This window comes from Nocardia sp. NBC_01730, assembly GCF_035920445.1.
Lineage (GTDB): Bacteria > Actinomycetota > Actinomycetes > Mycobacteriales > Mycobacteriaceae > Nocardia.
On the sequence record NZ_CP109162.1, the window covers coordinates 7,789,482 to 7,814,657 of the forward strand.

The 25,176-nt window shown below is 68.1% G+C and carries 23 protein-coding genes and 1 pseudogene; 10 read left to right on the plus strand and 14 right to left on the minus strand.

Annotated elements, in window-relative coordinates:
• Window positions 1-30: 30 nt before the first annotated feature.
• From OHB12_RS32365 to ligD, 8 genes and pseudogenes are all read right to left on the minus strand, one after another.
• Entirely contained in the window at window positions 31-1,281 is a 1,251-nt protein-coding gene (locus tag OHB12_RS32365) for an RNA-guided endonuclease InsQ/TnpB family protein (protein ID WP_327113755.1), read from the minus strand.
• Between the two features lie 15 nt (window positions 1,282-1,296).
• A complete protein-coding gene (locus tag OHB12_RS36510) occupies window positions 1,297-1,482 on the minus strand; it encodes a helix-turn-helix domain-containing protein (protein WP_442799895.1) in 186 nt (61 codons plus the stop codon).
• 1 nt (window position 1,483) lies between these two features.
• Window positions 1,484-2,578: a methyltransferase gene (locus OHB12_RS32370; protein WP_327113757.1), complete on the minus strand. Its 1,095-nt coding sequence runs from the start codon at window positions 2,576-2,578 to the stop codon at window positions 1,484-1,486.
• Window positions 2,579-2,909: 331 nt separating this feature from the next.
• Window positions 2,910-3,758 carry a MerR family transcriptional regulator gene (locus OHB12_RS32375; protein ID WP_327113759.1) on the minus strand — a complete coding sequence of 283 codons (849 nt, stop codon included), beginning with the start codon at window positions 3,756-3,758 and terminating at the stop codon, window positions 2,910-2,912.
• Between the two features lie 94 nt (window positions 3,759-3,852).
• Window positions 3,853-4,032, minus strand: a complete 180-nt coding sequence (locus OHB12_RS32380; RefSeq protein WP_327113761.1) for a hypothetical protein — start codon at window positions 4,030-4,032, stop codon at window positions 3,853-3,855.
• Between the two features lie 39 nt (window positions 4,033-4,071).
• Window positions 4,072-4,215, minus strand: a pseudogene (locus OHB12_RS32385) (ferritin-like domain-containing protein); the annotation flags it as partial.
• A gap of 95 nt (window positions 4,216-4,310) precedes the next feature.
• Entirely contained in the window at window positions 4,311-5,261 is a 951-nt protein-coding gene (locus OHB12_RS32390; RefSeq protein ID WP_327113763.1) for a D-isomer specific 2-hydroxyacid dehydrogenase family protein, read from the minus strand.
• A 148-nt stretch (window positions 5,262-5,409) separates the two neighbouring features.
• On the minus strand, window positions 5,410-6,384 hold the full coding sequence (gene ligD, locus OHB12_RS32395; RefSeq protein ID WP_327113765.1) for a non-homologous end-joining DNA ligase: 975 nt from the start codon (window positions 6,382-6,384) through the stop codon (window positions 5,410-5,412).
• Between the two features lie 79 nt (window positions 6,385-6,463).
• Between ligD and OHB12_RS32400 the strand changes: the two genes are divergently transcribed.
• Window positions 6,464-6,691 (plus strand): hypothetical protein, encoded by a 228-nt coding sequence (locus OHB12_RS32400; RefSeq protein WP_327121671.1) that lies wholly within the window; start codon window positions 6,464-6,466, stop codon window positions 6,689-6,691.
• A complete protein-coding gene (locus OHB12_RS32405; RefSeq protein ID WP_327113767.1) occupies window positions 6,688-6,996 on the plus strand; it encodes a hypothetical protein in 309 nt (102 codons plus the stop codon). The genes OHB12_RS32400 and OHB12_RS32405 overlap by 4 nt, the downstream gene beginning before the upstream one ends.
• 304 nt (window positions 6,997-7,300) lie before the next feature.
• Here the strand turns inward: OHB12_RS32405 and OHB12_RS32410 are convergent, their stop codons facing one another.
• Both OHB12_RS32410 and OHB12_RS32415 read right to left on the minus strand, forming a co-directional pair.
• A complete protein-coding gene (locus OHB12_RS32410) occupies window positions 7,301-9,424 on the minus strand; it encodes a RecQ family ATP-dependent DNA helicase (RefSeq protein WP_327113769.1) in 2,124 nt (707 codons plus the stop codon).
• Window positions 9,425-9,744: 320 nt separating this feature from the next.
• Complete coding sequence (locus OHB12_RS32415) at window positions 9,745-10,674, minus strand: alpha/beta fold hydrolase (protein WP_327113770.1); 930 nt, start codon at window positions 10,672-10,674, stop codon at window positions 9,745-9,747.
• A 153-nt stretch (window positions 10,675-10,827) separates the two neighbouring features.
• On the opposite strand from OHB12_RS32415, the gene OHB12_RS32420 reads away from it, so the two are divergent.
• Complete coding sequence (locus OHB12_RS32420; protein WP_327113772.1) at window positions 10,828-11,310, plus strand: hypothetical protein; 483 nt, start codon at window positions 10,828-10,830, stop codon at window positions 11,308-11,310.
• Window positions 11,311-11,370: 60 nt separating this feature from the next.
• Here OHB12_RS32420 and OHB12_RS32425 read toward each other — a convergent pair whose 3' ends face one another.
• The 3 genes from OHB12_RS32425 to OHB12_RS32435 all read right to left on the minus strand — a co-directional run bounded on the left by OHB12_RS32425 (window position 11,371) and on the right by OHB12_RS32435 (window position 15,153).
• Window positions 11,371-12,594, minus strand: a complete 1,224-nt coding sequence (locus OHB12_RS32425; protein ID WP_327113774.1) for an RtcB family protein — start codon at window positions 12,592-12,594, stop codon at window positions 11,371-11,373.
• Between the two features lie 92 nt (window positions 12,595-12,686).
• Window positions 12,687-13,778: an amidohydrolase family protein gene (locus OHB12_RS32430; RefSeq protein ID WP_327113776.1), complete on the minus strand. Its 1,092-nt coding sequence runs from the start codon at window positions 13,776-13,778 to the stop codon at window positions 12,687-12,689.
• A gap of 1 nt (window position 13,779) precedes the next feature.
• Window positions 13,780-15,153 (minus strand): glutamine synthetase family protein, encoded by a 1,374-nt coding sequence (locus OHB12_RS32435; RefSeq protein ID WP_327113778.1) that lies wholly within the window; start codon window positions 15,151-15,153, stop codon window positions 13,780-13,782.
• 131 nt (window positions 15,154-15,284) lie between these two features.
• Here OHB12_RS32435 and OHB12_RS32440 point away from each other — a divergent pair, with 131 nt between their 5' ends.
• On the plus strand, window positions 15,285-16,550 hold the full coding sequence (locus OHB12_RS32440; RefSeq protein WP_327113780.1) for a glutamate-5-semialdehyde dehydrogenase: 1,266 nt from the start codon (window positions 15,285-15,287) through the stop codon (window positions 16,548-16,550).
• Window positions 16,551-16,645: 95 nt separating this feature from the next.
• Here the strand turns inward: OHB12_RS32440 and OHB12_RS32445 are convergent, their stop codons facing one another.
• Entirely contained in the window at window positions 16,646-18,997 is a 2,352-nt protein-coding gene (locus tag OHB12_RS32445; RefSeq protein ID WP_327121673.1) for an arylsulfatase, read from the minus strand.
• 503 nt (window positions 18,998-19,500) lie between these two features.
• Here OHB12_RS32445 and OHB12_RS32450 point away from each other — a divergent pair.
• The 6 genes from OHB12_RS32450 (at window position 19,501) to OHB12_RS32475 (ending at window position 25,143) form a co-directional block, all read left to right on the plus strand.
• Window positions 19,501-20,379: an AAA family ATPase gene (locus tag OHB12_RS32450; RefSeq protein ID WP_442799896.1), complete on the plus strand. Its 879-nt coding sequence runs from the start codon at window positions 19,501-19,503 to the stop codon at window positions 20,377-20,379.
• A gap of 3 nt (window positions 20,380-20,382) precedes the next feature.
• Window positions 20,383-21,810, plus strand: a complete 1,428-nt coding sequence (locus tag OHB12_RS32455; RefSeq protein ID WP_327113784.1) for a vWA domain-containing protein — start codon at window positions 20,383-20,385, stop codon at window positions 21,808-21,810.
• 169 nt (window positions 21,811-21,979) lie between these two features.
• Window positions 21,980-22,294, plus strand: coding sequence for a hypothetical protein (locus OHB12_RS32460; RefSeq protein WP_327113786.1), 315 nt, complete (start codon window positions 21,980-21,982; stop codon window positions 22,292-22,294).
• Complete coding sequence (locus tag OHB12_RS32465) at window positions 22,264-22,407, plus strand: hypothetical protein (protein WP_327113788.1); 144 nt, start codon at window positions 22,264-22,266, stop codon at window positions 22,405-22,407. The genes OHB12_RS32460 and OHB12_RS32465 overlap by 31 nt, the downstream gene beginning before the upstream one ends.
• 2 nt (window positions 22,408-22,409) lie before the next feature.
• The gene (locus OHB12_RS32470; protein ID WP_327113790.1) at window positions 22,410-23,684 is read left to right on the plus strand and encodes a hypothetical protein; all 1,275 of its coding nucleotides are present in this window, start codon (window positions 22,410-22,412) and stop codon (window positions 23,682-23,684) included.
• Between the two features lie 253 nt (window positions 23,685-23,937).
• Complete coding sequence (locus OHB12_RS32475; protein WP_327113792.1) at window positions 23,938-25,143, plus strand: cytochrome P450 family protein; 1,206 nt, start codon at window positions 23,938-23,940, stop codon at window positions 25,141-25,143.
• Window positions 25,144-25,176 lie beyond the last annotated feature (33 nt).

Consider the following 25,176-nt stretch of genomic DNA (forward strand, 5'->3'; position numbering starts at 1 on the left):
GTGTTGGTTCCCGCGTCATTCGGGCCGGTTTCACCCACACGCGTGTGTGGGCCGGTGCCTTCCCGTCGGCGGGCGTTGATGACCGGGGCTCGCGCTTCGGGCTCCCGGATCCTGGGATACATGGTGTTGTTCGCCCCAGGCGGCGAGGTTGACCTCGGCATTGTGGTCGCGGTCGAGTTCGTGTCCGTTCCCGCACCGGAAAACGCGGTCGGCGAGGGTCAGCTCGCGGTTACGGGTGCCGCAGCGGGAACAGACCTGGCTGGACGGATACCAGCGATCGGCGAGGATGACGGTGCCGCCGCGCCAAGCCTGCTTGTAGGAGACCTGGCGGGCGAATTCGGCCCAGCCGGCGTCGCTGATCGCCCGCGCCAGATACCGATTGCGCAGCATCCCCGCAATGTTCAGGTCTTCCAGGGCGAGCCGGTCGTGGGTTTTGACCAGCACGCTGGAGACTTGATGCAGGAAATGCTGACGAATGTTGCGGACACGTGCGTGATGACGACCCAACCTGGCCACCGCCCGGCGTCCATTGCTGGAACCCCTCAATTTCCGCGACACCGCCTTCGCGAGACGGCGTTGTTTGCGCATCCCGGCCGCCAATGCTTTCGGCGGATCAATGATTCGAGCGACCTCACGGCCGTCGCCGGTCGCGGCGACCAGGAATGCCGACAACCCGCGATCGACCCCCGCCCAGCCACCATGATCCCTATCCCCATGAGGTGGGTGACACAGGCCGGGGTGCAGGTCGGCGGCTTCCACATTCAACGTGACCGACCACCGCCCGGCCCGCTGACCGAGGGTGGCGAACAGGATCTTCGCCCGACCGGTCGCCAGCATCCGCCGCAACCGGCGCGTGTCGTCATGCACCCGCACCGTCCCGATCCCCGGCAACGTCACTGACCGTGGACAGTCGTTGTCACCCACTCGGATCGGCGGGCGACGGCCCTGGGAGTGTTTGTTGCGCAACCGGAACGATCGAGATGCTGCGGTCTTCTTCTTGAACCGAGGGAACCCGACCCGACAGCCCTTGCGGGTACCGCGACGCGAGTCCGCCCAGGCCGCCAACGCCCGCCCACAATCGACCGCTGCTTCCTCGAACACCTGCTGACACACCTGATCACGCCACACCAAACCGGTCACCACCACCGCGGCGGTGCCTTCGGTATCGACGGCGAAGACCCTCCCGGCGTCCTGGGACTTCTTCCACCGGTTGAAATGGTTGATCAGATCGAACCCTGACCACGGCACCGACACCGCGGGATCGGCCTTGCGGGCGGTCAACGCCGACTTCACCGCTTACAGGCATTGATTGAACGCGAACCGCGCCGCCCCGGCATGCCGCGACAGCACCATCCGCTGCTCGACCGTCGGGTCCAAGCAGAACCGGAATGATGTGTGCCGCACCACATCAGCAGCATGCCACCAGCCACCGACAACAACGGCAGGCACCAACCCCGGCGAACAAGATATTGGGAGACGCACCCTAGCTCGGCCGGGCCTCGAGCACGTTGTTGGGCGACACGGTCGGTACGAGCCTGGTCAGCGTGAACCCGTGGCGGGCGAGGAACTCGCGGTACTCGGCCTCGGTTCGCTCTCGGCCGCCTGCGTTGACCAGCATCTCCAGGTCGATGTACTTGCTCGGGTGCGGACCGGCGTGTTCGGGAACCACCAACTCGATGATCAGCAACCGCGCGTCGGGCGTCATCGCCGCCCGCACCGCGCTCAGGATGTGGCCCGCCTCCGGCTCGGCCCAGTCGTGCACGATGTGTTTGAGGATGTAGGCGTCACCGCCCTTCGGGACGGTGTCGAAGAACGATCCGCTCTCGACGGAGCAGCGGTCGGCCAGGCCGAGTTCGGCGAGCCGGGCGGGTGCGGACTCCACCACCTCGGGCAGGTCGAACAAGATCCCGCGCGAGCGTGGTGCGCGGTGGAGGATTTCGGTGAGCAGGGTTCCTTCGCCGCCGCCCACGTCGACGATGGTCTCGTAGCGGCCGAAATCATAGGCCGCGAACAGCGGTTCCATGGCCAGGGTGCTGATGCTCGTCATCGCGCGGTCGAACAGCTCGCCGAGTTCGCGATCGCTCTGCACGTAGTCGAAGAACGGCATCCCGTCCAGCTCCTCGCCGACCGGTTTGCCGGTGCGGACGGCGTCGACCAGGTGCGACCAGTGGTCGCGGTGGCCAGGCGAACCGAAGAACAGCACCGCGTCGCGCAGCGACACGTCGGCGTCGCGGCGCAGCGCCCGCGCCATCGGCGTCAGTGCGTACCTGCCGTCCCGGCGCTGGGTGAAGATGCCGTGGCTGATCAGCAGCCGCAGCAGCCGCCGCAACGCGTCCTCGTCGGCGCCGACCGCCGCGGCCAGCTCCGCACTCGACCGTGGCCCCGCCGCGAGCTCGTCGGCTATCCCGAGCGCAGCCGCGGCATGGATCGCCTGGGTGATCCATCCGGCGGCGGTCAGCTCCATCAGCGCGATATGTCCCGGCACCAGCTTGCGGAACGCCACCGCCAGCATCGCGCGGGCCGATTCGACAGCGCGCACCAGCGGCTGCGGTGGGATTTTCGGTCGGTCGGACGCCATAATGACTCTTCCGTCGAAGGTCGGCACTCTGCGCTCGTCTAGGAGCGTACGTCGCAGTGGGTCCGTTCGGGCGTGCACGCGGGAATGCGCGCTCTGACCTGCGGCCCCGGATCGGCCGGTCGAGACCGTGGGCGCGGATCCGCTCGGCGAAGTCCTCGGTCGGCCCGATCACCTGGTCGGCCGTCTGGGCCTGAGTGGTCGGTGAACCGCCGTCTGGGCGTTGGCTGCTGGCTGGTGAAGGCCGTTCGGCTGCGAAGGCCGGCGACTTATGTGCGGCATCGGTGCTGTGTGAACCTGTGTGCGAACAGCATTGCTATGCGAAGGCGGCGCGCTATGTGTGGAACGTCTCGTTCGGCGCGGACTGTGGTCGGGGGCGGTGAACCTCGCGAGTCGTCAGCTGATCGCTGACCTCCGGACGGGATTCACTGCGCTGCCGCTCCCGATCGGCGGCCGTGGCGAGGTAGTCGCCGAGTTCGCGCCGCAGCGTCACGTCCAACGAGCGGGCCAGTGTGGAGTGCACCGCCGCGACAGCCAGCTCCCGCATTTTGTTCAGCATCGTTGTGGTGTCGGCGATTTCGCTGCTCGTGTCCGGGAGCCAGCCCGGTCCGTGTTCGTCGATGATGTGCTGTTTGGCGGCGGTGATCATGATGTGGGTGATGTCATCGATCCGGTCGGCCACCTCGGCGTAGATCTCGATGAGCGTGCGCAGTTCGAGGCCGTACTCGTGGAGTTCGGCGAACGAGGTGAGCAGCTGGGTCTCGGTGAACACCACCGTCTCACCCTCGAGCCGGACCAGCTTCATCTCGCGCAGCCGGTCGACCAGCTCGTCGGCTTCGGGGCCGAGGATGGTGCCGATCAGTTCGCGTGGCACCTCGAAGGTTTCGTCCTTGGCCCAGGACGCCGTTACAGCGTGCTGTAGGCCGAGCACCTCGGTCAGGTCCTTGCCGGTTTCCCAGCTGGTGATGAAGTCGGCGATGTGCGCGGTGGTGAAGCCGCGCTGCAGCAGCGCGTCGATCAGGCGCAGCCGCTCCAGGTGCGAGTTGTCGTAGATGCTGGCCCGGCCGTCCTTGCCGACCGGCGGCGGGAGCAGACCGCGCTCCTGGTAGGCGCGCACATTGCGAGTGGTGGTGCCCGCGGCGCGCGCGAGGTCATCGATCCGGTACTCCGCCGTCGACCTCACCTCCCTCGCTCAACCGCGCCGATGGACCGGCGGCGCTCGCGTTTCGAATCCCTGCGGCACCGAGTCTATCGTCCGCGCCGCCGGCCCCTGCCGGCTAGGGAATCGCCGCGATCCGCGGTTTCCGCTGGTCGTCGTCCGACGGCAGGACGGTGTAGTCGTCGAGATCGACGGTGCGTAGCTGATTGACATACTGCGTAGCGACAGCGACCTTCTTACCGGTGAAGTCGTAGTCGTGATCCCAACGAGCACTGTGGATCTTGTTCAGCAGCGGCACGTAGCTCAGTACGCCGATGATCAGCGAAGGCTTGGCCTAGCCGCCGACCAGGTCGATGAGCAGCTTGCGCAGCTGGGTGTGCCCGAACGGGTCCATCACCGCAAAATCGACAGCGAGGTGCCGGGATTCGTCGGAGTTGATCTTCTTGAACGCCTCTTGGCAGATCGGGTCCTCGATCTCGTCCATGGGGGCGGCTATGGCGCACTCAGCCTGCGGCTCCGAGTTATCTCGCCGACTTGCGAGCGCCGGGCCGCACTGCCGCCCAGGTAGTTCCGCGCTCAGTACCCGCGTGTGGGATCGATCGGCGCCAGCAGCTCGCGTCCGGCGAGGAACCGTGTCACGTTCTCGGCGGCGTGATCCGCGAACGCCGCGAACCGCAACTGCGGCGGGTTCGAATCGTGCGGCGTGACAATGGCATTCGGCAGCACCCAGAGCGGGTGGCCGTCCGGAAGCGGTTCGGGGTCGGTGACGTCCAGCCCGGCGCCGCCGATCGCGCCGGACGCCAGCGCCGCCACCAGGGCGTCGGTGTCGATGAGGCTGCCGCGAGCTACGTTGATGATCCAGGACGACGGCTTGAGCCGGGAGAGTTCGTCCGCACCGAGGAGGTGCCTGGTGTCGGGGGTGGCGGGCGCTGCGATGACCACATGGTCGGTGCGTGGCCAGATCCGGGCGAGATGGTGGGCGGCGAGCGTCTCGACGGTGTCCGGGATGCCGGGACCGGTGACCGGTCGCCCGCTGCGGTTGACGGCGATCACGTGCGCGCCAAGCGGGACCAGCATCGGGATCAGTGCCCGGCCGATGCCGCCCGCGCCGACGATGGTCACCGTCTTGCCGCGCAGCGTGCCGACGTGCGGAAAGAAGTCCTGTTGGCGCCAGCGCGCGGCGCGCAGGTGTTCGGGCAGATACCGGACGCCCGCGAGCAGCAGCATGAGCGCGTGCTCGGCCACGCTGGCCGCGAAAGCGCCTGCGGCGGAGGTGAATCGGACACCGGGATACTTGGCGAAGATGCCGGTGGCGAACCAGTCCTCGATGCCGGCGGCGGGAAGCTGCACCCACTCGACGGTGGCGGGCAGCTCGTCCGGGAACTCACCGGGACTGCCGGCCCAGATCAGCGCGCGGGCTTCGTCGAGTTCCGACACGGCGGCCCCAGCCTCGAGCACCGCCTTCTCCAACAGCGCGGCGGGAGGTTCGGCCGGGCCGATCGCGATCGGTACTGCCGGTCGGCTCATGGATGGACCTCCTTCGGTGCGGTATGGCGTGGTCAGCGGTGGTGCGAACAGGCCGACGACGACCCGGGGTCGCCGCAGCGACGGTAGCACCGCCGCTCGTCCGCCGGATGGCGGAGTGTCGCACAGCACCCGCCCACTTCGCCCCGCGCTAGCTCTCGTCCAGGTCCGGCTGCGCGTCCAGCTCGGCGTCCACCTTGTCCCGGTCGGCCCACTCCAGCAATCGATCCAGGTGGAACACCGCGTCATCGATGCCCGCGTGCAGGTCGCCGAGTTCGGCGAAGCGGGCGGGGACGGTGGACATGGTGAAGTCGCGCGGATCGATGTCGGGAATCTCGTCCCACCGCACCGGTGTGGAGACCGTCGCAGCGGGGACGCCGCGCACCGAGTACGCGGCGGCGATCGTGTGGTCGCGTGCGTTCTGGTTGTAGTCGACGAACAGCAGTTCCGGGTCGCGGTCGCGGCGCCACCAGGTGGTGGTCACATCATCGGGCGCGCGGCGCTCGACCTCGCGGGCGAACGCGAGCGCGGCGCGGCGGACGTCCTTGAATCCCCAGTTCGGCGCGATCCGGACGTAGATGTGCAGACCCTCGCCGCCGGAGGTCTTCGGCCAGCCGACCGCGCCGAGTTCGTCCAGCACCTCATGCACGACGCCCGCCACCCGACGCACGCGCGACCACGGGCAGTCCGGCATCGGGTCCAGGTCGATGCGCCATTCGTCGGGCCGCTCGGTATCAGCGGAGCGGGAGTTCCACGGATGAAACTCGACTGTCGACATCTGCACCGCCCAGATGGCATCAGCGAGTTCGGTGACGCAGAGTTCGTCGGCGTGCCTGCCGTAGCGTGGGAAGAACACCCGCACGGTGGTAATCCAGTCCGGCGCGCCCGCGGGCAGTCGCTTCTGGTGCACTTTGTTTCCCACCAGCCCTGTGGGGAACCGGTGCAGCATGCATGGCCGGTCGCGCAGCGCGTTGACGATGCCGTCCCCGACGCTCAGGTAGTACTGCACCAGGTCGAGCTTGGTCGCGCCGGTCTCCGGAAAGTAGACCCGGTCCGGGTTGGAGATGCGGATCGTGCGGCCGCCGACCTCGAGTTCGATCGCCGGCGCCGCAGACTTGCTGGCCACGCGTCCGACCCTAACCGATGCCCCGGACAGGTTTCGGCCGTTGCACCGTTCTGGTATGCATACGAGTATGGGCAAGGCGATGCGCGTGACGGTCACACTTGATCCCCAGGTGGCCGAATGGGCCAGAGAGTCCGCCGATCGCCAGAACCGTAGCCTTTCCTCCGTGATCAACGCCGCGCTGCGGACTACGCTCGTGCACGATAGCCTGACCGCCCTGGTCATCGAGGAGGAGGCCGAGTTGGCCGCCGCATACGACGACGTGCGGCTCACCCAGGCCGCCGAGAACGACGTCGGCGGCGCGGCATGAAGCGCGGCGAGGTCTGGCGCTATGCCCCTACGCTGCGCGACGGCACCTTCTTGCCGCGGCGTCCGACCGTCGTGCTGGTCTCCGACTCAGCGGTGATCACCTCGCATTACCGCTGGCTGCACGTCGTCCCGCTGCGCGACGCGGACCCGGGCCATGTGCTGGCCACTCGAACCGAGCACGGCTGGGCCGACACCCTCGAGCTGCTTCGCGCCTACCGGCCGTGGCTCACCGAACAGCTCGGCGTCCTGACCGCGGCCGAGACGGAATCCCTCGACGCGAGGCTGCGGGCGACACTCAGTCTGTGAGTGGTGTTGTGCGCCAAAGAGTTCCACGAGCCAATGCCTGTGATGCCGCTCTCGGAGGTGACGAAACGCAGGTTCAGCGCTCGAAGAGAATCGGTCACGGGGTCATCGTCGAATCCGGTGCGCCGCACACGCGAATGGCGGATCAGCCGGGGACGGCCGCGGTGCGGCGATCCGAGCGGCTGCCGGCCCAGAGGCGGTCATCGAATGCCGCCGAGCCGGACCACGAATGTTGCTGCGCCGGCAAAGATCCAGCGGGCCGCGAGCGTGCGGGCCGCGCCTGTATCGGAACGGAACCTCCGCACCGCTACGTCGGCGTGGCCAGCGCGAACGGCAGGACCGCGTCGGCTCCTGCGGTGCGTAGTGCGCGGGCGGCGACGGTGAACGTCCAGCCGGTGTCGGTGACGGTGTCCACCAATAGGATCGGGCCTGTCACGTCGGTGAGGTCGGGAACCTCCCACGAGTCGAACAGTCCACCGACCCGGTGTGCGGAGTTCGCCGCGGAGACCGACGGCCGGTCCGGACGGGTCAGGAGCGTGCCGAGGTCGTGCAGGCGGCCGACTTCGGCGAGCCGGGCGGCGAGGGTGGCGGTCAGCACGGGGTAACGCGGGGATTCCAGCGCCATCACCGCGGTGGGGCGGGTTGCCCACTTCCATTCGCGCAGTACGGCGATGCAGGCGTCGAAGACCGCGTCGGGGACGGGGGCGTCCGGGCCGTCGAGCAACGCGCGCAGGCGCTGTCCCCAGCCGAGGTCGGTGAGCCTGCCGAGGACGCGGCCGGTCTCGGCGCCACCGGTGATCTTGCCGGACAACGGGATTCCGAGTTTCGCCATGCCGGTGGGCCACTGCTTGCGCGGAGCGAGGTCGATGCCGGGGCGATCGAGGCGAGCTCTGGTCGCGGCGACGGCATCGGCGGCCACGGTGCGATCGGGGCGGGCGCCGGTGCAGTTGTCACAGCGGCCGCAGCCGGGCGAATCCGCTCGGCTTGCGGGCAGTCCCGGGTCGTCGAGCTGACGACGAAGGAACTCCATCCTGCAGTCGGAAGTGGACTGAAAGTCGACCATGGCCTGCTGCTCGACCTCGCGGGCGGCGGACAGACGCTCATAGCGTTCGGTGTCGTAGATCCACGGCTGTCCGGTGGAGATCCAGCCGCCGCGTACCCGGTGCACCGCGCCGTCCACGTCGAGCACCTTCAGCACCATCTCCAGCCGAGACCGGTTCAGCTCCACCAGCGGTTCCAGCGCCGCCGTCGACAGCGCCCGGCCGGAGTCCAGCGCGTCGAGTACCGCGCGCACGATATGTTCGCGCGGAAAGGCGACGGAGGCGAAGTAGCTCCAGATCCGCGCGTCCTCGGGGCCGGGCAACAGGACAACCTCGGCGCGATCGGTGCCGCGCCCCGCGCGACCGACCTGCTGGTAATAGGCGATAGGCGAGGACGGCGCGCCGACGTGCACCACGAACCCGAGGTCGGGTTTGTCGAATCCCATGCCCAGCGCGGAGGTGGCGATGAGCGCCTTCACCTCGTTGTTCAGCAGCGCGGCCTCCAGCGCCTCGCGTTCGGCGGGGTCGGTCTGACCGGTGTAGGCGGCGACCGGGTGGCCGTGCGAGTTCAGCACGTCGGCCAGATCGTGGGCGGCGGCGACGGTGAGTGTGTAGACGATTCCGGAGCCGGGCAGCCGGTGCAGGTGACCGCTGAGCCAGGCGGTGCGTTCCACCGCGTCGTCGAAACGGACTACCGACAGGTGCAGCGATTCGCGATCCAGCGTGCCGCGCAGGACCAGGGTGTCGGTGCCGATCTGGGTGGCGACGTCGGTGACCACTCGATCGTTGGCGGTCGCGGTGGTCGCGAGCACGGGCACGTCCGAACCGAGATCGGCGATCAGGGTGCGGATACGGCGGTAATCCGGCCGGAAATCGTGGCCCCAGTCCGACACACAGTGCGCCTCGTCGATCACCACGAGTCCCGCGTCCGCGGCGAGCCTGGGCAGCACCTGGTCGCGGAAGTCCGGGTTGTTCAGCCGCTCCGGGCTGACCAGCAGCACATCGACCGCGCCATCGGCGACCCGCGCGTGGATCTCGTCCCATTCGGTGACGTTGCCCGAGTTGATGGTCGCGGCGATCACCCCCGCACGCTGGGCCGCCGCCACTTGGTTGCGCATGAGAGCCAGCAGCGGCGAGACGATCACCGTCGGCCCGCGACCAGCCCCGCGCAGCAGCTTGGCCGCGATGAAGTACACCGCCGACTTTCCCCAGCCGGTTCGCTGCACGACCAGTGCCCTGCGGCGCTGCACGACAAGCGCCTCGATGGCGGTCCACTGGTCCTCCCGCAGCCGCGCGCCCGATCCGGCCAGCTCGCGCAGCAGATGCTCCGCGCGATCGCGCAGGTCGGGGGCGGTGAGGTCGATCTCAGGGACATCGGTCGCCGTGGTCATGCGGTCCATCGTGCCCGACGGTACCGACATGCGGCGTCACGCCGCGACCGCGCCCCCGACCAGGGTGACATCGCGCAACTCCTCGGCGCGGCGCCCGCACCTGACTGCGGGAGCCGACGCGAAGCTGTGGCCATCGAGCACGGAACTATCGAGGCCGCGGCACCCCGGTCGGCACGCGGCCGCACGAGCTGCCACTGAGCGGTCGGCAGGACCGGCGGGGTAGGCACCCGCTGGAAGGACCGCGTGCAGTCGGTCGGGCCTGGTGATTGCCGCCGACCCGGCCAACCGGGCGCCGACGAGGCTGGAAGGACCGCGTGCATTCAGTCGGGCTCGGTCGCCGCCGCCAATTCGACCAACCGGGCGCGGACCAGGTCCGGCCGCTCCTCCGCGATGAAATGGCCGCAATTCTCGACCAGCTCCAGGCGATAGTCGTCGGCCAGCGCAGTCTCTTCGGCGGCGAGCGAGGGGTGGATCGCCGCGTCTTCGACACCGAACAGGGCGCGGATGGGGATGGTCGCGCGGCGTCCCTCACCGCGCCTCGCGGACCGGGGCACCTCGCGCAGCAGGAACGTGCGATAGGTGTCAGTGGCGGTGCGCGCGCAGACCGGGTCGCGGAAGCGGTCCGCGTACGCGCGAACCACCTCGGGCCCGAACTCCGCACGATGGCGCACGGCCCCGGGGAAGATCAGCTGTTCCAGGAACCTGGTGCGTTGATGCAGGTACCTGCCGAATGCCGCGACCGGCGGCTGATAGACCAGGAACCGCCACGCGTGCGGGAGGAAAACGCGTGGCGTCTGCCAGGGGTGAGCCATGTTCAGCGCCAGCAGCGCGTCGAACCGCTCCGGCGCGCGCAGTACGAGCAGGTGGGCGATGTAGCCACCCCAGTCGTGCCCGACCAGCAGGACGCGGTCGAGGCCTAACGCGTCGAGCAGCGCGAGCACGTCGGAGGCGACGTCTTCCTTCGCCCACCGATGCGGTGCGGGACCCGACCAGCCGTATCCCGGCAGGTCCGGTGCGATGATCCGCAGCCCATCCGGCGGATCAGCGAGCAGATGGCGGTAGGCGTAGTGGTGTTGTGGCCAGCCGTGCAGCGCGAGCACCGGCCGTCCGTCGGTAGGCCCCGCCTCGGTGACGTGGAAGCGGACGCCGCGCGCGGTGACGAACGACCGCCGCGCACCACGGATATCCGGCGGACCGGCCGCCGGGTCCGAATCCGAAGCGGGGGAGAAGAACGATGGCCGCCAGGGCATAGTCGATCGTATCGGGTGAACCGCCGCGGAATACAGACCGAGCGCCCCGTTTTGTCGCGCGCGGTTGATGCCGCATCCACCCCGAATTCACCCCGCGGGACGGACAATGGGCGGAAATATCTCCGTCACAGGGAAACCGCGCGGGAGGCCAGCATGCCGAGCAATTATCAGCCGCCTGCGGGCTGGGCCCCGCCGGGAGCCGAGTTCCGCACCAGCGGCGATTTTTCGCGCACGGCGCTAGGCACCCTCATCGGCTTGGTGGTGACGCCGATCGGGATCGGCTTGGCCGCCAACGGCGCACTCGACACCAGACAGTGGGTGATCGCCGGCAGCGATAGCGACCGGTGGGGCTCCAACGGACAGATCATCGGCGGAGCGCTGCTGCTGTTCCTGGTCGCACTGCTGGCGGCGTACTCGCCCGCGGGCACCGTTATCGCGGGCCTGGTATGGGGTTTGCTGCCCGGGGTCGCGCAGATCGTGTTTCCGGACGACACCTGGCGACTGATCGAGGAGTCACCAGCGCTGTCGCCCGAACTGCGCCTGGCCGTGCACAACTGGGTGCTCGGCGGCTTCGCCCTCGTCATCGGGCTGATGCTGATCGCGGCCGGGATCGCGGCCACCCTGCGCAGGCGCTGAACACCCGCGGATCTCGCACCGGGCAAGCACAACTCGCCCGGCGCGAGATCACGTCGGTGATCACCCCTTCACGCAAAGCACCTGGTGCAGCGTCGCCACGACGTCGACCAGATCGCGCTGCGCCGCGATGACCTCGTCGATGTCCTTGTACGCGGCCGGGATTTCGTCCACGACGCCCGCGTCCTTCCGCGACTCGACGCCCTCGGTCTGGGCGATGAGATCGGCGACGCTGAACTGCCGCTTGGCCGCGTTGCGGCTCATCCGCCGTCCCGCGCCGTGCGAGGCCGACTGGAAGGAAGCGGGATTACCCTTGCCGCGCACCACATACGAGCGGGTGCCCATCGAACCGGGGATCAACGCCAGATCACCCTCGCCCGCGCGTACGGCGCCCTTGCGGGTCACCAGCATCGGCACTCCGTCGATGATCTCCTCCGCAACATAGTTGTGGTGACACGTTATCGGCTGCTCGAAACGCACTTCCCGCCCGGCGAATTCGTCGCGCACCGCGCGGCACACCAGGGCGAGCATCACCGCGCGGTTGCGCGCGGCGTACTCCTGCGCCCAGGTGAGGTCGCGGCGGTAGGCGTCCATCTCGGCTGTCCCGGAGACGAATACGGCAAGATCGCGGTCGGGCAGATCGACATTGTGCGGCAGCGTCCGCGCGATCGTCATGTGCCGCTCGGCGAGCTCCTTGCCGATGTTGCGGCTACCGGAGTGCAGCAGGATCCATACCATGTCGTCTTGGTCCAGACAGACCTCGATGAAGTGGTTGCCGCCGCCGAGCGTACCCATCTGCTTGTGCGCCTTGGACTCTCGCGCCTGCACGTGGTCGTCGAGCGCCCGGAACGAACCCCAGAACCGATCCCAGCCCGCGCGCAGTGTCGCGGTGCTCGCGCCGAGCGCGGCCACGTCCCCGCCGAGCGCGGCCACATTCACCGCGTTCGCGTGCGCCTGGAAGCCGACCGGCACCGCGGCCTCGATCCGCGACCGCAGCGAATGCAGGTTGTCCGGCAGATCGGCGGCGGTGAGATCGGTCCGTACGCTCTCCATGCCGCACCCGATGTCCACGCCGACCGCAGCGGGCGACACCGCGTCCTTCATCGCGATCACCGAGCCGACCGTGGCCCCCTTGCCGAGGTGCACATCCGGCATCACGCGGACGCCGTGGACCCATTTCAGCCCGGCGATGTTCCGCAGCTGCTGCAGCGCGGCCTGGTCGACCTCGTACTCGTGGGCCCACATCAGCGTCTGCGCCCTGGTGCCGCGCAGCTCGACGGGAAACATGGTCTCGATCCTTTCGTTGGTCTGCACGATCAACGGTAGGCATCGAGAGCGGGCGCCGCACCCCGATTTTCGACCGACCGGATCGGTCCGCCTCAGCCCGCGACGTGAAGCTGCGGCCGGTCGAGCGCCGCGCGATAGACGCGCTCGGCGTTCCCGTGGGCGAGCGCGGTGACAAGGTGCTCGGCGTCGGCGGCGGTGATCGTGTCGGCGACGATCCACTCGTCGATCAGCGTGCCGAGTCCGCGCCGCCACAGCAGGGCGCCGAGGTAGTGCAGTTCCGGCAGCCCGTAGCCGTCCGAGGAGAAGCACAGCGCGCGGAACGGAGCGAGTTCCAGCGCCTCGGCGAGCACGGCCCCGGCGCGCTGTCCCACGTACGGGATGGTGAGGCCCAGGTCCAGGTGGACGTGCTCGAAGATGTGCGCGAGGTAGGCGGCATGGCGATGGAAGGGCCAGCAATGCAGCAGCAGCACCGAGAGCCCCGTGCCGGTTGTCCTGCGCAGAAAGTCGGTGAGCAGCAACGGATCCGAACGGTGCAGTCGAAGATCCGAGTCGCCGAACCCGGTGTGGAACTGCAACGGGAGGCCGAGTTCGGCCCCGACACGCGCGCCCAGACCGACCAGCCAGCCAAGTAGGTGCGGGTCGGTGAGCCTGCGTTCGGGCGCGAAGCTGGTCGGCGGATGATCGCGCAGCGGAAAGTCCAGACCGCACCGGTAGGCGACGATCGTCTTCAGCCCGACGGCATTCGTGGCCCTGGCACGCAGCTCCGCTTCGATCCGGTCGTAGACGCCCGACACCGCGCCGACCTCGGCGACGACCTGTTCGGCCACGTCTTCCAGACGCACGATCTCGTGGACCGCGCCGTCCGCCAGCTCGCCGAACTCTCCGGTGCCGCCGCCGATGCCGGTGTCGAGAAGCCACCGGGTCACGCCCGTCGCGCGCAGCAGCCGCGCGGCGACCTCGCGTCCGCCGAGCCCGGCGCGATGACGGAGGTAGACGTCCGGACCGACATGGGCGGGCAGGTCGAGCGCGGGGGCGCACCAGCGGCGCACCGCGAGCCCGATCGCGGAATCGAAACTGCCACGTGCGCCTTCGCCGAGCAACCGCTCGAAGCCGGGCCGGTCCAGATCGTCGGTGACCACGCCGTGACAGTGCTGGTCGGTGAGCGAAACGCCGTCGGTGAGCACGCTAGAACCGCCAACGGGTCATGGCGACGAGCTCGTCCGCGCTCGCGGCGGTGTACCGCTCCGCTTCGGCTCGGCGCACGGTGAGTAGCGCGTCGTGCAGCTCAATGCCCATCGCGGTGGCCAGCACTGTGGACTCGGCGAGGCGGTCGGCGGCTTCGGTCGGCGTGGTAGGCAGTCGGCGCACACCCGACATCATGAGGGCTTCCTCGTCGAAAGTCACGGGGTCCCCGGTGATTTCGGTGGGCAGGCGCAGTTCATCGGCGATGCCGGACAACCCGGCCGCGATCACCGAACCGACGATCAGATACGGGTTTCCGGTCGCGTCGAAACACTTGATCTCGGCGTTGGCGGCCCATTGCTCGGTGCCACGCACCCCGGTGATGAAACGCAGCGCGGCCTCCCTGGCCTCGCGACCCCAGCACTGCCACACACCGGCCCAGCGCGAGGGCGCCAGCCGCAGGAAGCTCGCCGGATTGCCCGCGCCGACCGCGACCAGCGCGGGCAGTTCTCGCAGAACTCCGGCCAGAAACGCTTCGCCGGTCGGCCGCATGCCGTACGGGCCCGCACCGCAGGCGAGCAGCGGCCCCTCGTCGTCGTGCACGGACAGGTGGAGGTGCGCTCCGGAACCGGCGTCGCCCGGCGCGATACATGGCGCCAGCAGCGCGCGCCACCCATGGCGCGCGCTCACCTGGCGAATAGTGTGCCGAACCAACACCGCCTCGTCGGCGGCGGCGACCGGCTGCGACGGTTCGACCGAAAGTTCCAGCTGGGCGAGTGCGTATTCCGGGTGGAACTGGTCGACCGTGATGCCCTGCCTGGCCAGCGTCGCGACCAGGTCCTTGGCATACTCGGCGACCTGGCCGAGCCGCACGATGCCGTACGCGGGGCCGTGGATCGCGGGCGTGAAGCCGTCCGCGTCGTCGTCCCGGCCGACGGACCATTCGGTCTCGAAGGCCATCGACAGCTGAAGCCCCGTCGCGTGCGCCGCCTCGGCCTGGCGTGCCGCGAAGTAGCGCTGGCATGCGACGAAGCGCGCGCCGTCCTGGGTGAACTTGTCGGCGGGCGCCCACGCCCAGCCCGGCTGGCAGGCCAGCTCGGTCAGCATCGACAGGTCAGGGACGAGCCGCAGATCGCCGTCGGGACCGCCCAGATATCGCCCGACCGTCATCAGATCGTCGAAGGTGAAGGTCTCGAAACACGGTGAGACGCCGACCCCGAATCGGGCCGCGTGGTGGAGCCGTCGCTCGGGCACCGCCTTCACCCGCGTGATGCCGGCGTTGTCGACGAAACTCAGAGCGACCATCGACGCATCCAACCTGCCGATCAACACGTCGGCGTCGCCGTCGGCGGGGATTCGATCCGGCGTCGTGGCCATGTGCACCACGATAAACGGCACGGGCGCAAAGGGAGCCGAGGCTGTGCGGGCCGGTCGCGCTGATCAGAGGCGGGATATGGCCGCGCCGAGCGGGTGGAATCGGTGGTCTACCGGGTGCGTAGGCTGTACCCATGACGGTAGGAACGACAACCGAGCCGGATATCCGCGCGGTAGTACACGGCGCCGCGCGCAAGGCTCGGGTCGCCTCGCGGGCACTGGCTCAGCTGACGACCGCGCAGAAGAACGACGCGCTGCACGCCGCCGCCGACGCGCTGCTGGCGGCGGCCGACCGTGTGCTCGCCGCCAACGCCGGCGACATCGCCGCGGCACAGGCGGCCGGTACCGAGGAGTCGCTGCTCGACCGGCTGCGGTTGACCAAGGCCCGCATCGACGGCATCGCCTCCGGGCTGCGCCAGGTGGCCGGGCTGCCCGATCCGGTGGGCGTGGTCGTCCGCGGCTCGACATTGCCCAACGGCCTGGAGATCAAGCAGGTGCGGGTCCCCCTCGGCGTGGTCGGTATGGTGTACGAGGCCAGGCCGAACGTCACCGTCGACGCGTTCGGGCTCGCGCTCAAATCCGGCAACGCCGCTCTGCTGCGCGGCTCGTCATCGGCGGCCCGCTCCAATGCCGCACTGGTCGGGGTGCTGCGGGAATCGCTTGTCGCACAGAGCCTTCCCGCCGACGCCGTGCAACTGCTGCCGAGTGCGGACCGCTCCAGCGTGACCCATCTGATCCAGGCGCGTGGCCTGGTCGACGTGGTCATTCCGCGCGGCGGGGCCGGCCTGATCAACGCGGTCGTCCGCGACGCGCAGGTGCCCACCATCGAGACCGGAACCGGCAACTGCCACGTCTACGTGCACGCCGCCGCCGACCTCGACATGGCCGAGCAAATCGTGATCAACGCCAAGACCCGCCGCCCCAGCGTCTGCAACGCGGCCGAGACCGTCCTCATCGATGCCGCGATCGCCGACACGGCCGTGCCCAGGCTGGCCAAGGCGCTGGAGGAGCACGGCGTCACCATCCACGGCGACCTGCCCGGCCAGGTTCCGGCCACCGACGCCGACTGGGGCGAGGAATACCTCACCCTCGACATAGCGCTCAAGGTGGTCGATGACTTGGACGCCGCGGTGGAGCACATCAACACCTGGGGCACCGGCCACACCGAGGCCATAGTCACCGGCGCGCTGGCCGCCGCACGCGAGTTCACCAGCCGCGTGGACGCCGCGGCCGTCATGGTGAACGCCTCCACCGCCTTCACCGACGGCGAGCAATTCGGCTTCGGCGCCGAGATCGGCATCTCCACTCAGAAGCTGCACGCCCGCGGCCCGATGGCCTTGCCAGAACTGACCTCCACCAAGTGGATCGTCTGGGGTGAGGGGCAGATTCGGCCGGTCTAGTCGCGCACCACGCACCGGAAGCCGCGATGGCAGGTCGCGGTGTCCTCGGGGGTGACCTTGTCGGGCGGCGGTCGCGGTAGCCACTGGCGATCCGCTCAATCGCGCGAAAAGGCCGCGGCCGCAGCCATTTCCAGGTCCTCATATGGTTTGCCGCTCACATCCGCGAGGACCTGGTGCATGGTTCCCCCGGTGAACGGGAACGGTGGCCGGTAGTGCACGGAAACGGACTGACCGCTGTCACGGCCCACGCAGACTCCTTCTCCCACACCGGAGAACGTGATGGGTTGGGTCCGCATGTCATCGAGTGAGCCGACCGGGTTCTCATCGATGTACAGCACGGCCGCACCGGTCGGCGTGAAATTGTCGGGACGGGTTCCGTGGCGTTCGTACCGGATCCCGAGGATGTGATCGCCGAGTGGTACCGGGCGATCGGAAACAATGGTCTGTTCTTCTTCGCCGAGGAAGTTGTAGATGTAGTACAGGTGTTCGTCCTGGACGAACAGGGTGTGCCCACCGAGTCGCCCGCCGTGGGCGAACAGCACGCCCTGCGCATCCGAGCTGGTGATGGTCGCCTCGGCGAGCAGCGCGAACGACCGCCCCTGAATCTCCAGCGCCGCACCCGGTCCCACCTCCGCGCTACCCGGGTAGTAGACGAAATTGTCCCGCTTGGTGGCATATGTTGGGCGGTAACGGGTCATAGCGGTGACGATGTCGAGGTCGTTGAGCGGCATCCCTTGGTACTTCTCGGCCTCCGAGAACCACAGCGCCTTCAGCGCCTCCAGCTTCTCGGGATGAACGTCGGCCAGGTCGTGCATCTGGCTGCGGTCTTGCTCGAGATGGAACAGTTCCCAGCGGTCCTTGTCGAAATGCCCCCAGCCGGACGGGCACGCCGCGTGAATGGTGTTGGCGAACCACCCGCGATGCCAGATCCCGCGCGTGCCCAGCATCGAATAGAACTGCGTGTGCTTGCCGGTGTCCGCGTCCGCGTCATCGAGCAGCGCCTGGAAACCGACCCCCTCCAAGGGGCGCTGCACCACACCCTTCACCGTGTCCGGCGGTGTGATGCCGAGCAGTTCGTAGACGGTAGGGGTGACATCGCAGACGTTGACGTACTGGTGGCGCACTTCACCGCGGGCCGCCAGCCCGGCCGGCCACGACACCAGGCACGGGTCGGCGATGCCGCCTTCGTGCGAGGCATACCGCTTGTACAGCTTGTGCGGGGTGTTGAACGCCATCGCCCAGCCGATGCTGTAGTGGTTGTAAGTGCTCGGCGAACCGAGCTCGTCGAGCTTGGCCAAACTGTCATCGACCGTGTCGACGTAGCCGTTGAAGAACTTCATCTCGTTCGCGGTGCCGTTCGGACCTCCTTCGCCGCTGGCGCCGTTGTCCGACAGCGCGACGATCATCGTGTTGTCCAGTTGGCCGCTTTCCTCGAGATAGTCCAGCAGCCGGCCGATCTGCGCGTCGGTGTAGGACAGGAATCCGGCGAACACCTCCGCCTGCCGACGGAACAGCCGCTTCTCGTCCTCCGACAGCGAATCCCACGGTCGTACCGTGTCCTGCACCGGCCATGGCTTGCCGTCCGCACTGGTGACATTCGAATACGGATTCATGGGCGACAGCTCGGTGTTCTCCGGCAGCAGACCCATGCGCTTCTGGTTCTCCAGCACGATCTCGCGATACTTCTCATAGCCCATATCGAACCGGCCGCGGTATTTGTCGGCCCATTCCCGCGGGACGTGGTGCGGCGCGTGCCCGCACCCCGGGCACAGGTACATGAACCACGGCTTGCCGGGGGCGATCACCTTCGCGTCCCGGATGAACTCGATCGACTTGTCGGCCAGATCCTTCGACAGGTGGTACCCGTCCTCCGGTGCGTACGGTTGCGAGATCGGGTGATTGTCGTACATCAGATTCGGATACCACTGGTCGGCCTCGCCGCCCAGGAAACCGTAGAACCGCTCGAACCCACGCCCCAGTGGCCAATGCCGCTTCGACGCCGCCAGATTCTCCTCCTCCAGCGGCGTCATGTGCCACTTACCGACCGCATACGTGTTCCAGCCCCGCTCGGCCAACACCTCAGGCAGCAACGCGGTTTCGGCCGGTATGCGTCCGCTCATACTCGGGAACCCATCGGTGAATTCCTCGATCGTCGCCATACCGACCGAGGTCGCATTCCGGCCGGTCAGCAACGCGGCGCGGCTGGGTGAACACAGCGCGGTGGTGTGGAACTGCGTGAACCGCACACCACGATCAGCGATGCGCTTCATATTCGGCATCTCGACCAGACCGCCGTAACAGTCCCAGGTGCCGATCCCGATGTCATCCCACACCAGATACAGCACGTTCGGCGCACCCTGCGGTGCCGTCGGCTCCGCGAAAGGCGCCCAGTCGGGCGCCGAATCGCGGATATCGAGCGCGACATGTCCCTCGAACTTCCTGGCCATCATCCACCTCCAGAAACGAGAGCTGTTCGTTCGCCGTTGATTCTGTGGGCCGGGCTCCGGACCTCGTGCCGCGCACACGCGCACGACGCCGATCGACGCGGCCGCATTGCCGGGACGGGTATTTACAGCTCCGGCGATACCGCGGAGGGATTCGAGTATTCGAGTCGACGTGCGGTGGCCATCCCGTCTTCCGGACCCGATGTCCGGATATTCGCTGGTCAACGCCTTTCGTATCCATCGAGAATACCGACCGGAAGGGATTCACAGGAGGAGTTGGCGGAAAAGGGCGCCTTGACCGACCGGAGCACCCCACTGCCGACACACCACCGATCTCGGTCGGACTCTTGCGTCATCGCGAACCCGATCAGCATCCGTATGGCGAGGGTCGAGTCGCGGGGTCGGCGCTCACCTCAGTGGCCGGGCCACAGACCCCGACGTCGAGTCGGCGTGCTCGCGGCGCTGCCGTAGCGTGGTGGGTGGTTGGGTAAGGAAGGTGGTGCGTGGTGTCGGAGAGTGCAGGTCAAGAACCGGTCTTCGGATCGGTGGAAGACGTGATCGACCGGTTGGCGAGCACGGGGTACCTGGCGGACAAGGCCACCGCTACCTCGGTGTTCCTCGCCGATCGGCTCGGCAAGCCGCTGCTGATCGAGGGTCCGGCAGGTGTCGGCAAGACCGAGTTGGCGCGCGCGGTCGCGCAGACTTCGGGCGCCGAGCTGGTCCGTTTGCAGTGCTACGAGGGTGTCGACGAGGCTCGCGCACTGTACGAGTGGAACCACGCCAAGCAGATCCTGCGCATCCAAGCGTCCAGTGAAAACGACTGGGAGGAGACGAAGGCCGACGTCTTCACCGAGGAGTTCCTGCTCTCCCGGCCGCTGCTCACCGCGATCCGGCGCACCGATCCGACGGTGCTGCTGATCGACGAGACCGACAAGGCCGACGTCGAGATCGAAGGGCTGCTGCTCGAGGTGCTCAGCGACTTTGCGGTGACCGTCCCGGAACTGGGCACCATCACCGCCAGCCGCAAGCCGTTCGTCGTGCTCACCTCGAACGCCACCCGCGAGCTGTCCGAGGCGCTCAAGCGCCGCTGCCTCTACCTGCACCTGGACTTCCCGGACGAGGAGCTCGAGCGCCGCATCCTGGCCAGCCGGGTCCCTGAGCTGTCTGCCGCCGTCGCCGCGCAGCTGGTGCGGATCGTGCACGTTCTGCGCGGCATGCAGCTGAAGAAGCTGCCCTCGGTCGCCGAATCGATCGACTGGGGACGCACGCTGCTCGCCCTCGGGTTCACGGATCTGGACGACACCACCGTCCGCGCCACCCTCGGTGTCGTGCTCAAACACCAGAGCGACCACCAGCGCGCGCTGGCCGAACTGAAGCTGGCCTGAGCCATGGCAGCGGGATCGGTCCCCGTGGATGTCGGGCCACTGCGCGCGCCGCACGGACTGCCCGGACATCTCGTCGGATTCGTGGAGGCGCTGCGGGCGCGCGGGATCCCGGTCGGCCCCTCGGAGACGGTGGACGCGGGTCGCGTGGTGACCGTGCTCGACCTGATGGACCGTGAGGTCCTGCGCGAGGGCCTGGCCTGCGCGCTGCTGCGGCGCACTACGCACCGCACGACCTTCGACGGGATGTTCGACCTGTGGTTCCCGGTCGCGATCGGTGAACGCACCGCGGCGCCGGACGAGGTCGAGATTCCGCACACCCGCACGGGCGACGTGGACATTCCGGCGCTGCGCGAGCTGCTCGCGGAACTGCTGGGGCAGGAGGCGGCCACCCCGCAACTGGAGGCACTGGCCACGCAGCTGGTCGAACAGCTCGGCCAGTACCAATCCGCCCGTGGCCCTTCGTTCTCGGCGTACCAGGCGTTGCGCGAGGTGCAGCCGCAGACGTTGCTGGCCAAGATCGTCGCCGGACTGGTCGTCGGACCGAACACCAGCGACTTCGACACCGAGATCGCCCGCCGCGCGGTGCGGCGGCGCATCGACCGCTTCCGCGCGACCGTGGAGGCCGAGACCAGACGGCGGGTCGCCGAACGGATCGGCCGCGAGCGCGTAGCGACCTATGGCGTCGCCCGCCAAGCCGAGGAGGTCGACTTCCTGCGCGCCTCCGAGGCCGAGCTGGCCGAGCTCAAACGTGGCACGCAGCGCCTGGCGCGCATCCTCGCGGCACGTCTTGCGGTGCGGCGCAGGCACTCTCGCCGCGGCGAGATAGATCTGCGGCGCACCCTCCGCAAATCCATGTCGACCGGCGGAGTGCCGATCGACCTGGTGCACCGCAAGCCGCGTCCGGGCCGCCCGGAGCTGGTGCTGCTCTGCGATGTGTCCGGCTCGGTGGCCGGCTTCAGCAACTTCACCTTGCTGCTGGTGAGCGCGTTGCGTGAACAGTTCTCCCGGGTGCGGATCTTCGCGTTCGTCGACCAGGTGGACGAGGTGACCCGGTTCTTCGATCCGCGCACTCGGCTGGACACGGCGATGACGAAGATCTTCACCGAGGCCGGCGTGGTCGGTGTGGACGGGCACTCGGACTACGGCAACGCGCTTGCCGGATTCGCCAGGGACTATCCCGACGCCGTCACCAGCCGAAGTTCGCTGCTGATCCTCGGCGATGCCCGCACCAATTACCGAGACCCGGAGCTGGCGACGCTGCGGTCGCTGGTCGGTATGGCCAAGCACGCGCACTGGCTCAACCCGGAGCCCCGCAACCAGTGGGGCTCGGGCGATTCCGCCGCTGACAGGTACGGGCAGGTGATCGAGATGCACGAATGCCGCTCGGCGAAACAGCTGACCGCCGTGGTGTCCCGGCTGCTGCCGGTCTGAGGAAGGACGATGTCAGCCCGGCTGGGTCGATGAAGCGCACCGCGACCGCGGAGGTGGTCGTGCGCAAGCTGCCGAAGTCCAAGCGCCCTACTCGATGATCGAAAGGGTTCGTTAAGCGAACCATTGGCGTACGCCGACAAGATCGGCCGCATGGTGAACAAAACGCCGAATGGTCGGCCGTTCCTCCAAGCGCGACGACATCGAAGGCGCCCGGTGCGAGTTCCTCGGGCAGTTCGGCATCGGGCTGCTGGCCTGCTTCATGGTCGCCGAGACCGTCCGGGTGGTCACTCGATCGGCTGTCGACACCGCGGCCCCTCCGGTCGAGTGGCCGGCCGCCGCGGACGGTACCTACGCACTGCGCTCCCTCGACCCACGGGAGCACCCCGAGCCGGGAACGACGGTGTGGCTCACCCCGCGCGCCGGGCTCGTCCTCAACTATCACAGAAGACGGCCATGGAATCGCTGTACGGTCAGGCCCTACTGATGGCCCGCCGCCCGCTGCGCCCGGCCGACACGGCGCTGCTCGACCGCGCCTTCGGCGAATTCCTCAGCTGGGCGACGCGACGTGCCGCGGGCCGCGGCGAAGGGACGGAGTGAGCATGGATGCCGCCGAGATCACCGCGGCGCTTGCGCAGGTTGATGCCCTGCCACAGGGCCGCGCGCGTACCGAACGACTCGAAACGCTGGCCGCCGCCGCGAAAGCGGGATCGGACCGCGCGCTCGAGAGCCGTGTGCTGCTGGTGCTGACCAAGTCCTACACCTATACGGGCGAACACGATCTGGCGCTGGTCGCTTACGGCAGGCTGCTACGCATCTACGACGACCACCCCGCCGAGCTGGGATCGATGACTCATTCGGTGCACTGGTACCTGAAGCCCTCGGTCGCGCTGCACCTCGAGTTCTGCGCGCTGACCGGCAATGAGGCGCGCGGGCTGGAAATCCTCGCCGAACACGTGATCTGGCTCACCGACCCGGGCGCGAACACCGCCGCGCGGCTCGTGTTCGCGACCGGCGTCTGCGTGCTGCTGCGCAGACTTGTAAAGCTCGGCCTGAGCGATCTGCCGCTCGGGGCCGGGACCGTGGAATCGGTGCGTGCGGACCTGGAGGTCGAGATCGGGGGCTTGTGCGCCCGATACGACACACGTAACGGAAACAGCACGGTCGGCCTGCGGACAGCCGCCCGGCTCGCCGCGCAACCGCTGCTGGACCAGCTTCCGCTCGGCGTGCGCAGCGGGCTGCCCCATACGACGAGCGTCCCGGCCGCGGTTCCCACCGCCGGCGACTTCTCCGGCGATCGGGTCGCCGAGGCGCGGCGGCTGGCCGAACTCGGTTCCGCCCGGCTCGCCGTCGCGCCCGAAGCGGCGGAGGCGCACCTGAGGGAGGCGCTGACGTTCGGCGCGGCGGTGCTGCCCCAGGATCACCTCGCCCGGCTCGGCTCGCAACTTGTCATCGCGATCGCGAGTCGGCCGGACCGCGCGCTCGATTTGGCTGACGCCGCGGTCCGCGCCGCCGCCCACTGGGAGGGCCTGTCCGAGCCGGACGTGCTGCACCACACCATGGTCGCCGCGCGCGCGTTCCACCGCGCAGGGCATCACGGCGAGGCGGTGGCATTGTTCGACCAGGCGTTCGCGGGAGCGGAGATTCCCTACCCGCCCGCCGAATTGGCCGTGGTGCGAGCGCAGTTCGGCCGATCCCTGACTGCGCTGAACCGGCACCGCGACGCGGCGCACCACTTCATCGAGGGGGCTCGCCTCGTCGAGCACGACCCGGATCGCCAGGAGCTGCACGCCGATCTCGCGTGGTCGGCCGCCGCCGCTCTGGAGTGCTGTGGGCAGGACGACGAGGCGAGGGAAGGATCATGTCAGCTCGGCTGACGCTGGGCGATGGCGCGCACCGCAACCCGCCGATTGTCACGCACCGGCGTCCGTGCGGCATGTCGTTGCCGAAGCCGCCAACCAACTCTGCGGTCGGCGTGCGCCGACGCGAAACCGGCTTGTCTTCTTATGTTTTCGTGCTACTCGTACCGTTACGTGGCACGGAGGAGCCGGTGTCACTGCGCCACTGGTCGTCGACAGTCGATGCTGGTTGGGATTTCGATCCAATCCCTTTCTTCGTGGAGGTACCGTCGTGACCGAGTCCATCATCCAGCTACCAACGGCCGGGGAGTCGATTTTCGAGACATATGATCGAATCAGCCGCCGCGGCCCGGTCGTTCCGATCGAGCTTCCCGGCGGCGTGCCGGCCTGGATCGCAGTCAGTTATCAAGCGGTCAGCGAAGTCCTCGCCGGCGACGGCAGACTGTTCAGCAAGAACGCCGAGAACTGCCCGTCCCTGCACGACGGCACAATCCCGGCCGACTGGCCCTTGCGCGCACTCACCGACATCGACCACATGCTCAACAAGGACGGCGCCGACCATCGGCGGCTCCGCAAGACGATCAGCCAGGCGTTCACCCCGGGTAGGGTAGCCGCGCTCGAGCCGCGGATCCGGAAAATTGCAGCCAGGCTCATCGACGACTTTCCCGACGGCGACGAGATCGACATAGTTTCCAGCTTCACCACACCATTTCCGGTGCGCGTCATCTGCGAACTGTTCGGTGTGCCGGAATCCGATCAGCCGCAGATTCGACAATGGTCGACCGCGGTCGTGTCGCACACGAGCACAGCCGAGGAAATGCAATCCGCGGTGCAGGGCATGATCGGTTACCTTGCCGAACTGCTCGAACGTAAGCGAACCGAACTGGGCGACGACCTCGCCTCCGCCTTGTTGCAGGCCAATGCGGAGAACGACCTGTCCACCGACGAGCTGGTCAATATGCTCTGGTTGGTAATCATCGCTGGGCATGAGACCACTGTCCATATGCTGGGCAATGCGGTGATAGCGCTGTGTGCCCATCCCGAACAACGAGCTATCGCCCTCGCAGCGGATCGATGGTCCGACGTCGTAGAGGAAACGCTGCGCTACCGTTCATCCGTACTCGCTCCATTCGTCCGATATGCACAAGGGGATGTCACGGTCGCCGGAGTCCGGATCCCAGCAGGCAGCTTGGTGTTCTGGTACGGCAGTGTCGGAAGAGACCCGGAACACTATCCGAATGCCGACACGTTCGACATCGATCATGACCACAGAGACCAACTGGCATTCGGCCGAGGACCACACTTCTGCCTCGGTGCCCCGCTGGCACGGCTGGAAAGCCGAATAGCGCTTTCCGCACTATTTACTCGGTACCCTCGGTTGAGCCTCGCCTGCGATCCGGAACATGTCCCATACGGTCCGCAGTTCATCACCGTCGGCCCACTGAGCGTTCCTGTTCGACTCGCTCCCACCGGATAACTACGCGGGGGCCGGACCACGCGATCCGAGATC